Source organism: Nakamurella leprariae, from assembly GCF_016918035.1.
Lineage (GTDB): Bacteria > Actinomycetota > Actinomycetes > Mycobacteriales > Nakamurellaceae > Nakamurella > Nakamurella leprariae.
On record NZ_JAERWK010000027.1, the window covers coordinates 1 to 15,035 of the forward strand.

Here is a 15,035-nt window from a genome sequence, read left to right on the forward strand (position 1 = left end):
GAACGGGCCCAGGACCCCGTCCAACACCAAACCTGATCAACGAGGCAGGCACACGCCGCCCCGCCGACCCAACGAGGCAGGCACACGCCGCCCCGCCGACCCCCCATACCCATCACCCAGCCAACACAGCACTTGACCTCAACCTCATAGGTTGCTCAGCCGAGCTCGGCCGCCAGTTCGCCGAGCCGGCGCTCGCCCTCGGGCGTCTGCCCGCCGCGGGCCAGGAAGTTCGTCATGGCCGCCCGGGTCGACGGATCGGCCAGCGTCCCGGAGAAGGCATGGGACTCGGCCAGCAGGTCCTCGACGACGCCGACCTCGGCCCGCACCACGCTGGCCTTGGCTGCCGCCACGGCGTGCGGCGGGAAGGATGCGAGGCGCGCGGCGAGCCGGTCGACGAACGGACCCAGCTCGTCCGCCGGCAGCACCCGGTTGACCCACCCCCAGCGCTCGGCGGTGACGGCGTCGATGTCGTCGCAGCCGAGGATCGCCTCGAGCGCCCGGCTCCGACCGATCAACCGCGGCAGGCGCACCGTCCCGGTCCCGCCCGGGATGATCCCCAACGCGACCTCGGGCTGGTTGAACACCGCGTCCGGCCCGGCGAAGCGCATGTCGCAGCTGAGCGCCACCTCGCTGCCCCCGCCGCCGACCCGGCCCTCGATCACCGCGATGGTCGCCTTGGGCATCCGCCGCAGGCTCTCGCACATCAGGTGGTACGTGCTCAGCTCGGTCGGCGGCGCGGTCGGCTCGGAGGGGAACTCGAGGATCGCGGCCACGTCGAAATGGGCGATGAACCATTCCGGGTTGGCCGACCGGAACACCACGACCCGGACGTCGCCGTCGGCGGCCAGCCGGTCGATGACCGCAGCCAGCTCCAGGTAGACGGGGACCGTCATCAGGTTCACCGGCCCGGCGTCGACGACGACCGTTGCCACCCCGGCGCCCACGGACACGGTCAGCGCACTGGCAACCTCTTCGGCTGCGTCATCGGAGCCCACGTGATCACTGTGCCAGAGCGCTGGAAGATCCACCCGGCGGGAACAGTGCCGGTGTGCCCGAAGGCGACACCGTGTTCCAGCTCGCGCGCCGACTCCGGCCGGCGCTGGACGGGCACACCATCACCCGCGGCGAGCTGCGGGTCGCGGCGCTGGCCGACGTCCGGCTGGCCGGGCTGACCGTCCTCGGGCACGACACCCACGGCAAGCACCTGCTCACCCGGCTGTCGGGCGAGCTGACCCTGCACACCCACCTGAAGATGACCGGCTCCTGGACGATCACCCGCCCCGGCCGGCAGCTCCCCCGCCGGCTGCTGCCCGACGTCCGGGTGCTGCTCGCCCTGGCCAGCGGGACGACCGCGTACGGGATCCTGTTGCCGGTGGTCGAGCTGGTCCCCACCGCGCGGGAGGCGGACGTCATCGGCCACCTCGGGCCGGATCCGCTGCGGGCCGACTGGGATTCGCTCGAGGGGGTGGCCCGGCTCGCCGCGGACCCGGCCCGGCCGTTGGTCGCCGCGCTGCTCGATCAGCGCAACCTGGCCGGGCTGGGCAACCTGTGGGTCAACGAGCTCAGCTTCCTGCGTGGGCACAGCCCGTGGACCCCGGTCGGCGAGGTCGACCTGGCCGCGACGGTGAAGCTGGCCGCCCGGGCGCTGCGGTACTCGGCCACCACACCCGGGGCGATGCAGGTGACCACCGGGAACACCCGCCCCGGCGAACAGCACTGGGTCGCCGGCCGGGCCGGAGAACCGTGCCGACGCTGCGGCACGACGATCCAGGTGGTGGCCGAGGTGCCCGGCGACCCGGAGCGGCGGCGGACCTGGTGGTGCCCGCACTGCCAACCAGGTCCCAGGCCCGACCGCTGACAGTGCGCGTCATCACGTCCGCGCCCGCCCGGTAGCGTCGGGGTGCCCGTTGTGCGCCGATCCGGAGGACCCGACCGCCATGTCGCCCGACCTGCCGTCCGACCACCCGCACCACCTCGGCATCACCGTGAGCATGGTGCCGACCGAGCGCCTCACCGTCTGCGTCCGCGAGGTCGAGGGCCGGGAGGCGGGCTGGCCGGTGGTCTTCGTGCACGGCAACGTCTCGTCCTCGCCGTTCTTCTTCCGGGCCATGCAGGCCCTGCCCGACCAGTACCGCCCGATCGCCGTCGATCTGCGCGGCTTCGGCGGCACGGACACGGCGCCGGTCGACGCGACCCGCGGGCTGCGCGACTTCGCCGACGACGTCCGCGCCACCCTGGACGCGCTCTCGCTGGATCGGGCCCACCTGGTGGGCTGGTCGATGGGCGGCGGTGTGGTCATGCAGGTGATGCTGGACGCCCCGAGCCGGGTCCGGTCGGCCGTGCTGATCAACCCGGTGTCGCCGTACGGCTTCGGCGGCACCACCGGCACGGACGGCGCCCTGGTCGCGCCGGACGGCGCCGGGTCGGGCGGCGGCACGGTGAACGCCGATTTCGTGGCCGCGCTGTCCGGCGAGGCCGTGGCCGACGAGAACCCGAGCTCGGTGCGCAGCGTGCTGCGAGCGTTCTACGTGGCCCCCGGCTGGGACGGGGCGGACGAGGAGGCGTACGTCGCGTCGATGCTGTCCACCAGCGTCGGCCCGGACAACTACCCCGGCGACTCGGCGCCGTCGGACCACTGGCCGGGCGTGGCGCCGGGCCGCCTCGGCGTGCTGAACACCATGGCGCCGACCCACCTGGACCTGTCGGGCATCGCGGACATCGACCCGAAGCCGCCGCTGCTGTGGATCCGTGGCGAGCTGGACCAGATCGTCTCGGACACCTCGATGTTCGATCTGGCCCAGCTGGGCGCCCTGGGCGCGGTGCCGGGCTACCCGGGCGCGACCGTGCTGCCGCCGCAGCCGATGATCGCGCAGACCCGGTCGGTGCTGCAGGCGTACGTGGCCGGTGGCGGCCACGCCCGCGAGGCCGTCATCGCCGGCGTCGGGCACTCCCCGCACATCGAGCGCACCGACGAGTTCGTCGCGCTGGTCGCCGAGCACCTGGACGGCGTGAGCTGACCCTGGGGCGGCAGCTGTCGGCTCAGCGGGACTCCCGTGCCGGTCGAGCGGTCGGTCCTGGCTCCCCGGCGTGTGCGGTCAACGACCAGCTGGCCAGCAGATCGAGCGACTCGCGGTCCACGGTGCCCGCTCGCGCGGTGTAGAGGAACAGCGTCTGGTCGTCGTCCCCGGGCAGGGTCAACGACTCGTACTGCAGGGTGAGGTCACCGACGATCGGGTGGTGGAACCGCTTGTCGCCCCACGTCCGCTGGAACACCCGGTGTTCCTGCCACCACGCGGCGAACTCGGGGCTGGCGATGGTGAGCTCGCCGACCAACGTCTGCGTGGCGGCGTCCAGCGGATCGCGGCCGGCTTCGAGCCGGAGGTTCTCCACCACCACCCGAGCCTGGTCCGCCCAGTCGGTCAGCAGCTCACGGGTGTCCGGGGCCAGGAACATCCACCGGGCGTAGTTCCGGTCCCTGGCCGGCATGGTCGCGAAATCGGTCAGCAGGGCGCGGGCCATGCGATTGGCGGCCAGCACGTCGGTCCGCCGGCCCAGCAGCAGCGCCGGGACACCGTCGAGGGTGTCCATCAGCTGCAGCAGCCCGGGCCGGGGCCGCTGTGCCGGCGCGCGACGCGGTTGCCGGTCCCGTCCGGTCCGGCCGATCAGGTGCCGCAGGTGCTCGTGACCGGCCGGACCGAGTTCCAGGGCGCGGGCGATGGCGTCGACGATCACCGGTGACGGAGTGATCGGCCGGCCCTGTTCCAGCCGCGTGTAGTAGTCCGACGACACCTGCGCCAGCTGGGCCACCTCCTCGCGCCGGAGCCCGGGGACGCGGCGGACCCGCCCGTCGGCCGGCAGCCCGGTCCGGTCCGGGTCGACCTGGCTGCGAGCACGACGGAGGAAGTCCGCCAGTTCCTGGTTCCGTTCGGCCACGCCGATCATTGTCGGGCACCACGCCCACCGGCTGCCTGGGTCGCTGCGTCCCAGGTTGCGGCGGGCCGGCTGTGTGACCCCACGACGGTCCGCGGACCGGCAGGCTGGGATCACCTCCTCGGGTTTCCAGGAGACCACATTGCCGCTCGCAGAACGGATCTCGTCATGACCTACCCCACTGAGCGTCCCGCCACCTGGTTCGTCACCGGCGCTTCCCGCGGGCTGGGCCTGCAGCTGGTCCGGACGCTGCTCGACGTCGGCGTCAACGTGGCCGCGACGACCCGGTCGACCGAGCGACTGCTCGGTGGGCTCGGCGCCGTGGACACCTCCGCGCTGCTGCCGCTCGAGGTCCGGCTCACCGACCAGGCCGACGTCGCCCGGGCCGTCGCCGAGGCCGAGACTCGCTTCGGCTCGATCGATGTCGTCGTCAACAACGCCGGGTACGGCTACCTGGGCGCGGTCGAGGAGACCACCGACGCCGACATCCGCGCCATGTTCGACGTGCAGATCACCGGGACCTGGAACGTGCTGCGAGCCGTGCTGCCCGGCATGCGGGCGGCGGGAACCGGTCACATCATGAACGTCTCGTCGATCCTCGGGTTGGTCGCCTTCCCGGGGTGGGCGTTGTACTGCGCGGCCAAGTACGCCCTGGAGGGGCTGACCGAGTCGCTCGCCGCCGAGGTCGCCGGGCACGGCATCCGCACCACCATCGTGGAGCCCGGCTACTTCGACACCGACTTCCTCACCAGCTCGCTCGCGCTGCCGGAGGCGACCACCGACGCGTACCCGGCGATCCGGGAGATGGTGACCGCGCACCTGGCCATGCCCGGGACGCAACTGGGCGATCCGGCCCGGGCCGCCGCTGCGTTCCTGAGCATCGCCCGGCAGGACACCGGTCCGCTGCGGCAGCAGTTGGGGTCGGACTCGTCAGGCTTCGCGGCCGCCAAGGTCGACACGCTCGCCGCCGACATCGCTGCCGGCCGGGAGCTGGCCCTGACCACGGACCGGGACCGTTGAGTGGTCAGGTCCGGCCGGCCGAGTTCACCTTCGCCGCGATGGACCGGACCAACGATCGCGGCGCCAGCCGGGCCGCGGTGGTGAGCACCCTGTAGAACGCGGTCGGCACGGACAGGATGCGGGCCCGGTCCAGGTCGGCCAGGCAGTCACGGACCAGCCGGTCGGCGTCGACGTACAGCCAGGACGGGGTGCTGCTCATGTCGATCCCGGCCCGCCGGTGGAAGTCGGTGCGGACGAACCCCGGGCACAGCGCGAGCAGCCGGACGCCGCGGCCGCGCACCGCCGTGGCCAGACCCTCGGTGAACGAGATCACCCACGCCTTGTCGGCCGAGTAGGTCGAGCCGCGGCCCGGCACCAGCCCGGCCACGGACGCCACGTTCACGATCGCTCCCGACCCGCGGGCCAGCATGGCCGGCAGCGCGGCGTGGGTGAGGTCGAGGACGGCGACCACGTTCACCGCGAGCTGTCCGTGCAGTGCGTCCAGGTCGGCCTCCGGGAAGTCCTGCCCGGTGGTCAGGCCCGCGTTGTTGACCAGCAGGTCGATCGGCGCGCCGGCGTCCCGCAGCCGGTCGGCCACCGTGTCCCTCCCCTGCTCCGTGGCCAGGTCGGCCGACAGCAGTTCGACCGACGGCGCCCCGGCGGCCAGCAGCTCGGCGCGACGTTCGGCCAGGGCGTCCTCGTCGCGGGCGACCAGGACCAGTGCGGTGCCCCGGGCGGCCAGGTTCCGGGCGAAGGCGGCACCGATGCCGGACGTGGCCCCGGTCACCAGGGCGTTCGATGCAGGCGGCGGGGGCGGTGTCATGGACCCGACCGTACGGGTCACCCGCCGGCAGGCGAGCCGGGCACCGGGGTGGGCGCGGCCCGGCCGGCCAGCACATCGGCCACGTTCCGCACCGCGAGCAGACCCATCGCGTCCCGGGTGGCCTCGCCGGCGCTGGCGGTGTGCGGGGTCAGCACCACCTGGTCGAACTCGAGGAGCCGCGGGTCGACCCGCGGCTCGCCGACGAAGACGTCCAGCGCGGCGCCGCGGAGCCTGCCGCTGCGCAGCGCGTCGACGAGCGCGTCCTCGTCGACGACCCCGCCGCGGGCGGTGTTCACCAGGTACCCGCCGGGTCGCATGGTGGCCAGCGCCGCGGCGTCGATGAGGTGCCGGGTGGTCGGCGTCAACGGCGTGTGCACCGAGACGACGTCGCTGTCGGCCAGCACCTGCTCCAGCGTGCCGAAGGTGACCCCGTCCTGCTCGGTGCCCGGCCGCCGGGACGGCGAGGCGGCCAGCACGGTCATGTCGAAGGCGCGGGCGCGGCGGGCCACCGCCTGGCCGATCCGCCCGTAGCCGACGATGCCGAGCGTGGCGCCGGCGCTGACGTCCAGTCCGACCAGCATCCGCGGCCCCCACACCCACGGCTGCCCGCTGCGCACCAGCCGGTCGCCCTCGGCCACCCGCCGGCACACGGCCAGGACCAGCGCGAAGGCGTGGTCGGCGGTGGCCCGGTCGAGCACGCCGGGGGTGTTGGTCACCACGACGCCGCGCTCGGCCGCGGCGGCGACGTCGATGTGGTCGAAGCCGACCGACACGGTGGCCACCACCCGCAGCGCCGGCCCGGCCGCGTCCAGCGCGGCGGCGTCGACCCGCTCGGTGACCGTGACGACGGCGGCGGCCGCCCCGGCCAGCCCCGCGTGGAGGGCGTCCCGGTCCGGCGGCGCGTCGGATCCGCCGACGACGGGTCGGCCCAGGTCGGCCACCGCGGCCGCAGCCCGGTCGGTGAGGGCGCGGGCCAGGTACAGGTGCCCGGTCGGGTCGGTCGGGTCGGTCGGGCGGGGGTCGCTCACCCGAGCATCGTGCCGGAGGTGGTGCGGGGCGCCGTGCCGGCCCGCTCGGCGAACAGCTCGGCCAGGTGCCGGGTCGGCGCGCCGGCCAGGTCGTCGAGCTGGACCCGGCAGGACATGCCGTCGGCGAGCAGGACGGCGTCGGGATGGGTCCGCACCGCCGGCAGCAGGTGCGTCTCGGCGACGGCGACGCTGACCTCGTAGTGCCCCCGCTCGACCCCGAAGTTGCCGGCCAGGCCGCAGCACCCGGCCACCTCGGTGACGGTCGCTCCGGCCCGGCGGAGCAGCTCGTGGTCGGTCTCCCAGCCGAACACGGCCCGCTGGTGGCAGTGCGGCTGGGCGACGATCTCCACCCCGGTCAGGTCGGGCAGCGGCAGGTCCAGCCGGGTCACCAGCTCGGCGAAGCTGAGCATCCCGCCGGCCACCAGCTCGGCCTCGTCGGTGTCGGACAGTTCCCGGGCGTCGCTGCGCATGGTGGCCAGGCAGGACGGCTCCAGCCCGATCACCGGGACACCACTGGCCACGTACGGCGCCAGCGTGCGGACGGCCCGCCCGACGATGGTCCGGGCCGCGTCGAGCTGCCCGGTGGTGATCCAGGTGAGCCCGCAGCACGCGGACTCCGGGATGACCCGGGCGGTCAGCCCGTGACCCGCCAGCCAGGAGATGGCGGCGAGTCCGGAGCCCGGGAAGAAGTGGTCGGTGAACGAGTCGGCCCACAGCCACACGTCCGGGGTCGCGCTCGCCCGGGTCGCACGACCGGCCGACCGGCGCAGCGTACGGCGGGCGAACTGCGGCACCGACCGTCGCTGGTCGATGCCGGCCACCCACTTGGCCACCCGTGCGACCGGCGGGATCCGCAGCGCCCGGTCGGTGACCGGGGCCAGCGGCGCCCCGAGCCGGGCCCATCGGGGCAGCCGGCCGAGCAGCCGGTGCGACCGCGGGCGCCGGACGCCCTGCACGTCGTGCCGCTGGTGCAGCGCCTCGCTCTTGTAGGTGGCCATGTCCACCCCGCTCGGGCAGTCCGTCGAGCAGCCCTTGCAGGACAGGCACAGGTCGACGGCCTCCACCACGGCGGGATCGGCCAGTCCGTGGACCAGCTCCCCGTCCAGTGCCTCCTGCAGCACCCGGGCGCGACCCCGGGTGGAGTCCCGCTCCTGCCGGGTGGCCAGGTAGGACGGGCACATCACCCCGATCGTCCGGGGGGCCACGCACTTGCCGACGCCGGTGCACCGGTGCACCGCGGCGCCGAGGTCACCGTGGTCGTGCAGCAGCCGCAGTCCCGGTCGGACGGCGGCCCGGGGCCGGGTCGGGCGCAGGTCGTCGGTGATCGGGACCGGGTCGGCGATGATGCCGGGGTTGAGCACACCGTCGGGATCGCAGACGGCCTTGACCGCGGCGAACAGCGCGATCGAGGTCCCGTCGTACATCAGCGGCAGCAGCTCGCTGCGGACCCGCCCGTCACCGTGCTCGCCGGACAGCGACCCGCCGTACTCGCGCAGCCGGGTCGCACACGCGGTCATGAACTCCCGGAACCGGCCTCCGGACGCGGGATCACCCGCGCGGAACGGGAAGTCGATGCGGCAGTGCACGCAACCGTCCCCGAAGTGCCCGTACGGGACGCCGTGCAGACCGTGCGCGTCGAGCAGCTCGTCGAAGTCACGGAGCCAGGCGCCGAGCCGCTCCGGCGGCACCGCCGCGTCCTCCCAGCCGCTGTGGGCGGGTTCGGCCAGCGACCGGCCGGCCAGGCCGGCGCCGTCCTCGCGGATGCGCCAGAGCGCGGCGGCCTCCCGGGCGTCGCTGATGAGCCGGGTGTCCAGCGCGCCGCTCGCCGCGGCCAGCCGGCGCAGCACGTCGGTCGAGTCCTCACCGGCGACCTCGGCGAACAGCCAGCCCGCGCCGCGCGGCAGGTCCGGCAGGGCAGTGCCCTTGGCCCGCACCAGGTCCACGATGCGGGCGTCCATGCCCTCGCAGGCGATGAGCCGGCCGGCGGCGGTGGCCAGCAGGGTGGGGACGGCGTCGGCGGCCTCGGCCATGCCGGGATAGCCGAGCACCAGCAGCCGCCGGCCCGGGGCGTCCTGGACCAGCCGCACCGTCGCCTCCAGCACGACGGCCAGGGTCCCCTCGCTGCCCACCAGGAACCGCTCGATCCGGCGCCGTTCCGGCAGCAGGTGCTCGAGGCTGTACCCGCTGATCTGCCGACCGAACCGGCCGAACACGGTCCGCAGGTGCGCCAGGTTCGCGTCCCCGATCGCCGCGAGCCGCGTCGCCGTCGGGCCGTCCGCGACTCCGTCGGCCAGCGCGGCGATCTCACCGTTGCCGTAGACCACCCGCAGGGCCTCGACGTTGTCGGCCGTCCGCCCGTAGCCCAGCGCGCGGGAGCCGCAGGCGTTGTTGCCGATCATGCCGCCGATGGTGCAGCGGGTGTGCGTCGACGGGTCGGGACCGAAGCGCAGGCCGTGCACCGCAGCCGCGCGTTGCAGGTCGGCGTGCACCACGCCCGGCTCGACGCGGGCGGTCCGGGCGACCGGGTCGATCTCGAGGATCCGTGCCAGACCGCGGGTGTCGATCACGACGCCCGGCCCGACCGCGTTCCCGGCGATGCTGGTCCCGGCGCCGCGCAGGGTCACCGAGGTGCCGGCCGACCGGGCCACCTGCACCGCGGCGACCAGCTCGTCCGGCACCGACGCCTGCACGACGACCTGCGGCACCACCCGGTACAGGCTGGCGTCGGAGGAGTACAGCGCCCGGGCCAGCGACGAGGAGTCCACCGCGAGGCCGGCCCGGCGCAGCTGGTCGGCCAGATCGGCGGCGGCGGCCGGCTCCGCGGCCGGGTCGACGGCACGGTCGCGCCGGGTGGGGAGCGGGTGCGCCTGCATGGGAGCACCGTCCCCCATCGGTGCCGTCGGCGCGAACCCGACGCTCCGGCGACGCGCGGCGGGACCATGGTCCCTGGCCGACCGCGCCGCCGTCGGCGATGATCAACGGCAACTGCCGGGAAGCAGCGCAGCGGCCGCCCCACCGGTCATCCGGCGGGGCGGCCGCTGGTCTTCACCGGGTCAGCGCCCGGGACCCGAACCCGGTCGTCAGACGGTGACCGGCCGCGGACCGTGCCCGTCGAGGTCGGCACCGACCGGGTCGGCGGCCTCGACCGGACCCACCACGAGCGCAGTGGCGTCCGTGCCGTCGACCGCGCCGACGTCCACCCGGACGGTCTGGCCGTCCAGCACCTGACCGGCCAGCAGCTCCTTGGCCAGCTGGTCGCCGATGGCCGACTGGATCAGCCGGCGCAGCGGCCGGGCCCCGTACAGCGGGTCGAAGCCGTTCAGCGCCAACCACTCCCGCGCGGCCGGGGTCACCTCCAGGGTGAGCCGGCGGGCGGCCAGACGCTTGGCCAGCCCGGCGATCTGGATGTCGACGATCGACTCGAGCTCCTGGGTGGACAGCGCCGAGAAGAACACCACGTCGTCCAGCCGATTCAGGAACTCCGGCTTGAACGACATCCGCACCACGTTCATCACCGCGTCCCGCCGATCCTGCTCGGACAGCGAGTCGTTGATCAACGCCTGGCTGCCCAGGTTGGAGGTCAGGATCAGGATGGTGTTGCGGAAGTCGACCGTGCGGCCCTGGCCGTCGGTGAGCCGGCCGTCGTCGAGCACCTGCAGCAGGATGTCGAAGACGTCCGGGTGGGCCTTCTCCACCTCGTCCAGCAGCACCACGGAGTACGGCCGGCGCCGGACCGCCTCAGTCAGCTGACCGCCCTCCTCGTACCCCACGTACCCGGGCGGCGCACCGACCAGCCGTGCCACCGCGTGCTTCTCGGCGTACTCGCTCATGTCGATACGGACCATGGCCCGGGCGTCGTCGAACAGGAAGTCGGCCAGCGCCTTGGCCAGCTCGGTCTTGCCGACGCCGGTCGGCCCCAGGAACAGGAACGAACCGGTGGGCCGGTCCGGGTCGGAGATGCCGGCCCGGGCCCGCCGTACCGCGTCAGAGACGGCCTGGACGGCCTGCGCCTGCCCGACCACGCGACGGCCCAGTTCGGCCTCCATCCGCAGCAGCTTGGCGGTCTCGCCCTCCAGCAGCCGGCCGGCCGGGATGCCCGTCCAGGCCGAGATCACCGTGGCGATGTCGTCCGGGCCGACCTCCTCGCTGACCATGGGCGCTCCGTCGGCCGTGCTCGCGTCCTCCGACGCCGAGGCGTCGGCGAGTTCCCGCTCCAGGGCGGGGATCCGGCCGTACAGCAGCTCGGACGCCTTGGCCAGGTCACCTTCGCGCTGCGCCCGCTCGGCCTGCATGCGGACCTCGTCGAGCTCCTTCTTGAGCTCGCCGACCCGGTTGAGCCCGGACTTCTCCCGCTCCCACCGCTCGTTCAGCGCGCCGAGCGACTCCTGCCTGTCGGCCAGGTCGCGGCGCAGCCGGGCCAGCCGGTCGACCGAGGCGGGGTCCGACTCCTTGGCCAGCGCCAGTTCCTCCAGCTTGAGCCGGTCGACCGCACGCTGTAGTTCGTCGATCTCGACCGGACGCGAGTCGATCTCCATACGCAGTCGGGACGCCGCCTCGTCGATCAGGTCGATCGCCTTGTCGGGCAGGAAGCGGCTGGTGATGTAGCGGTCGGACAGGGTGGCCGCGGCGACCAGGGCGCTGTCGGCGATGCGCACGCCGTGGTGCGCCTCGTACCGCTCCTTGATGCCGCGCAGGATGCCGACGGTGTCCTCGACACTGGGCTCGCCCACGAACACCTGCTGGAACCGGCGCTCCAGGGCCGGATCCTTCTCGATGTGCTCGCGGTACTCGTCCAGCGTGGTCGCGCCGACCATCCGCAGCTCGCCGCGGGCCAACATCGGCTTGAGCATGTTGCCGGCGTCCATCGCTCCCTCGCCGGTCGCGCCGGCACCGACCACCGTGTGCAGCTCGTCGATGAAGGTGACGACCTGACCCTCGGAACCCTTGATCTCCTCCAGGACCGCCTTGAGGCGCTCCTCGAACTCGCCGCGGTACTTCGCGCCGGCGATCATCGCGCCCAGGTCCAGGCTGACCAGCTTCTTGTTGCGCAGCGACTCCGGGACGTCCCCGGCCACGATGCGCTGGGCGAGACCCTCGACCACGGCAGTCTTGCCGACGCCGGGCTCGCCGATCAGCACCGGGTTGTTCTTGGTCCGGCGGGACAGCACCTGGACCACCCGGCGGATCTCCGAGTCACGCCCGATGACCGGGTCGATCTTGCCCTCGCGGGCCCGCTCGGTCAGGTCGACGCCGTACTTCTCCAGCGCCTGGAAGGTGCCCTCGGGGTCCGCACTGGTGATCTTGCGGTCACCGCCGCGCACCACCGGGAACGCCTCGACGAGCGCATCGGTGGTCGCCCCGGCGGCGGTCAGCAGGTCACCCACATCGGTGCCGGGGCGGGCCAGCGCGGCCAGCAGGTGCTCGGTGGACAGGAACTCGTCGCCGGAGGACCGCATGATCGACTCGGCGCCGGTCAGCACGTTGGCGACCGCACGCGACAGCTGCGGCTGGGCGACGGTGCTGCCACTGGCGCCCGGCAGCCGCTGCAGCAGCGCCTGCACCCGGGCCTGGATCTGGGCCGGGTCGGCGCCCACGGCGCGCAGCAACCCCGGCGCGGTCGATCCGTCCGTGATCAACAACGCCGCGAGCAGGTGTGGCGGCTCGACGGTCGCGTTCCCCGCCGTGGTCGCGGCGGTGATGGCCGCGGAGAGCACCTCGCGGCTCTTGGTGGTGAGGATCTCCGTGTTCATGGTCTCTTTCTCGCTCATGGCTGGTGTGGCCCCGGTGGGCTGATGGGTGGCGGTCGTCCGGGAAGACCCGTCGACCGGCCGTCTGCTCGGTTCAACGCCGTCAAGTTGAGTCTATTCCGCTCAAGTCTGCCGGATCGGGGTCCGAGGTGGAAGGCTGGGTGGGTGCGCCGGAGCCAACGGCGACCAGGCGCGCCAGACCGACCGCAGGGGCGCCGTGCCCTCCGGCGTCACGCCGTCGTCAGTCGGAACCATCCCCGAAGGAGCAGCTCCCCCATGCCGTCGGACCGCCTCGTCGCCCGCGCCGCACGATCCGGCCCGGAACCGACCGGATCCGCTGTACCCGTACGCGCGCTCGAGGTGGAGACCAAGCTGGAACTACCGGGTCCGGACGACGGCGCGACCCTGCCGGTGGCCGGCCTGCTGACGGGCAGCGAGGGCCTCCGGCGGGTGGGCGTGGCGTCGGTCGCCGAGCCGTCGGTCCGCGAGCTGGACGCCTGGTACTTCGACACGGACCGCTTCGACCTGCTGGCGGCGCGCGCGACCGCACGCCGACGGACCGGCGGGCCGGACGCCGGATGGCACGTCAAGCTGCCTCCGGCTCCGGGCAGCGACGGCCGCACCGAACTGCACTGGCCGCTCGACGACCCGTCCGGCGCCGACCGGATCCCGGACGCCGGCTCCGGCGCCGTGCCGCCGCCGGGGATGGCCGCCGTGCTGCGCGGTACCGCACGCGGGCGGAACCTGCGCCCGATCGCCCGGTTGCGCACCCGTCGCACCGTCCACCTGCTGCTGGACGCCGACGGGAGCACGCTGGTGGAGGTGGCCGAGGACGAGGTGGCGGCGTCCGCCTTCGACTGGGACGCGGACACGGTCACCCCGGTGCCCGGCAGCCAGCGCCCCAGCCGGTGGCGGGAGCTCGAGGTCGAACTGGTCGCCGGGACCACCCAGCAGCTCGCCGCCACCGTCGCGGTGCTGACCGGGGCCGGCGCGCGTCCGTCACCGTCGGTGTCGAAGCTGCGCCGGGCCCTGGAGGCGCCCGTCGAGCCGATCAAGCCCGGCAAGAAGACCAAGGACGGCAAGACCGGGAAGGCAGCCCGTTCGGGCAAGGACAAGGTCAGCGACAAGAGCGGGGCCAGGAGCGGCAAGGACCGGTCGGCGGTCGATCGCACCCCGCCGGACCGCATCCGGGACGAGCTGGTGACCACACTCCGCCGGTACCGGGACGCCCTGGTGGTGGCGGACCGTGCCGTCCGCATCGCCCTGCTCGACGTGGAGGCCGGCGCTCATCCGGGTTTCCCCGGGCACCACCACCTCACCGCCGTCCGGGACCTGCTCACCGCCGGCCGGCGCTGCCGCGGCGTCGCGCTGGCGTTCGGTCCGTTGCTCGGCGGGCCGACGGCACCGGCTCGGGCCGGCGGCGCCGACCTGTCCGCGACCGGCGCCGCGATCGACGCGGCGATCGATGCCGGCATCCGGGAGGTGGGCCGCGCCGGCACCGCGCTGCTGCGCCGCCAGGAGGCCCTCGCCCGGGTGTCACGTCAGCTCGCCGACGAACCCGAGCCGTACGCCGGCCGGGCCCGGACCCTGCTCGATCCCGAGCTGCTCGCTCCGGAACCGGATCCCACCCTGCTCGATCCCACCCTGCTCGATCCCACCCTGCTCAATCCCGCGACCCTCGATGCCGCCCTGATGGATCCGGCGCCGCTCGATCCGGCGCGTCCGGTTGACCGCTCCAGCACCGCCGACGCGGTCGATCCGGTGGCCGAACTGACCCGCGCGCTGGACGATCCGGCGCTGTTCACCTCGTTCCGGGCGATCGACGACCTGCTGGTCCCGCGACCGGACGGTGGTGACGCGCGCGGCCCGCTGACCGCGGACGACGTGGTCGCCGGGGTCGCGGCCGTCTTCGCCGGACTGACCGACGCGGTGCACGCCGCCGGGATCGACGGCCACAGGCCGGAGGCGACGCAGCCGGTCGCCGTGCAGCGACTGGCGGACGCCGCCGCAGTCGTCCGGGCCGCGCTCGAGGCGGTCGTCGAGCCGCTGGGTGATGACGCGGCCGTGCTGGCCGCCGGCGTGGAGGAGATCGAGGAGTCGGCCGAGGAGTACCTGGCCACCCGGCGGACCGGGGTGCTGCTGGCCGAACTGGCGTTGCGGCCGGCCGCCGATGGCGCGGCGGGCTTCGTCCTGGGCCGGTTGCACGCCTTCGAGGAAGCCTTCGCGCTCGGTGCCGCCGACGACCTGCGCGACGCCTGGCACCGGGTGCTGGACGCGGCGCTCACCGCGAGACTGGCCGCGGCGCACTGATCCGGCCGTGCTCCGCCGCACTGACGGAGCCCGGCACCGCCGCGGGATCGGTCAGCCGGCGGCCCGGCGGGTCAGCTCGACGATCCGTGCGCACGTCTCCTCGGTGGGCTCGGTCAGCGCGTGCCGCCCGTGCCATCGTCTCGGTCCGAGTGAGGTGATCTCCGGACACGGTACGGACGTCGGACTGGGGCGGTCTTC

At 74.1% G+C, this 15,035-nt stretch carries 10 protein-coding genes; 4 read left to right on the forward strand and 6 right to left on the reverse strand.

From position 1 onward, the window contains the following. Positions 1-155 precede the first annotated feature (155 nt). Positions 156-995 (reverse strand): enoyl-CoA hydratase/isomerase family protein, encoded by an 840-nt coding sequence (locus JL106_RS19315; RefSeq protein WP_205262409.1) that lies wholly within the window; start codon positions 993-995, stop codon positions 156-158. 53 nt (positions 996-1,048) lie between these two features. Here JL106_RS19315 and JL106_RS19320 point away from each other — a divergent pair, with 53 nt between their 5' ends. Next, positions 1,049-1,858, forward strand: a complete 810-nt coding sequence (locus JL106_RS19320; RefSeq protein ID WP_205262410.1) for an Fpg/Nei family DNA glycosylase — start codon at positions 1,049-1,051, stop codon at positions 1,856-1,858. A 79-nt stretch (positions 1,859-1,937) separates the two neighbouring features. Beyond that, positions 1,938-3,017 (forward strand): alpha/beta hydrolase, encoded by a 1,080-nt coding sequence (locus JL106_RS19325; protein ID WP_205262411.1) that lies wholly within the window; start codon positions 1,938-1,940, stop codon positions 3,015-3,017. A 22-nt stretch (positions 3,018-3,039) separates the two neighbouring features. Here JL106_RS19325 and JL106_RS19330 read toward each other — a convergent pair whose 3' ends face one another. Then, positions 3,040-3,933 carry a helix-turn-helix transcriptional regulator gene (locus JL106_RS19330; RefSeq protein ID WP_205262412.1) on the reverse strand — a complete coding sequence of 298 codons (894 nt, stop codon included), beginning with the start codon at positions 3,931-3,933 and terminating at the stop codon, positions 3,040-3,042. Between the two features lie 165 nt (positions 3,934-4,098). Here JL106_RS19330 and JL106_RS19335 point away from each other — a divergent pair, with 165 nt between their 5' ends. After that, positions 4,099-4,950 (forward strand): SDR family NAD(P)-dependent oxidoreductase, encoded by an 852-nt coding sequence (locus JL106_RS19335; protein WP_205262413.1) that lies wholly within the window; start codon positions 4,099-4,101, stop codon positions 4,948-4,950. A 4-nt stretch (positions 4,951-4,954) separates the two neighbouring features. Here JL106_RS19335 and JL106_RS19340 read toward each other — a convergent pair whose 3' ends face one another. The 4 genes from JL106_RS19340 to clpB form a co-directional block, all read right to left on the reverse strand. Next, positions 4,955-5,752, reverse strand: a complete 798-nt coding sequence (locus tag JL106_RS19340) for an SDR family NAD(P)-dependent oxidoreductase (RefSeq protein ID WP_205262414.1) — start codon at positions 5,750-5,752, stop codon at positions 4,955-4,957. A 17-nt stretch (positions 5,753-5,769) separates the two neighbouring features. Beyond that, a complete protein-coding gene (locus JL106_RS19345) occupies positions 5,770-6,780 on the reverse strand; it encodes a 2-hydroxyacid dehydrogenase (RefSeq protein WP_328842596.1) in 1,011 nt (336 codons plus the stop codon). Further along, on the reverse strand, positions 6,777-9,653 hold the full coding sequence (locus tag JL106_RS19350) for an FAD-binding and (Fe-S)-binding domain-containing protein (protein ID WP_205262415.1): 2,877 nt from the start codon (positions 9,651-9,653) through the stop codon (positions 6,777-6,779). The genes JL106_RS19345 and JL106_RS19350 overlap by 4 nt, the downstream gene beginning before the upstream one ends. A 207-nt stretch (positions 9,654-9,860) precedes the next feature. After that, positions 9,861-12,530 carry an ATP-dependent chaperone ClpB gene (gene clpB, locus JL106_RS19355; RefSeq protein WP_205262467.1) on the reverse strand — a complete coding sequence of 890 codons (2,670 nt, stop codon included), beginning with the start codon at positions 12,528-12,530 and terminating at the stop codon, positions 9,861-9,863. A gap of 357 nt (positions 12,531-12,887) precedes the next feature. Between clpB and JL106_RS19360 the strand changes: the two genes are divergently transcribed. After that, a complete protein-coding gene (locus JL106_RS19360) occupies positions 12,888-14,837 on the forward strand; it encodes a CYTH domain-containing protein (protein WP_205262416.1) in 1,950 nt (649 codons plus the stop codon). Positions 14,838-15,035: the final 198 nt, after the last annotated feature.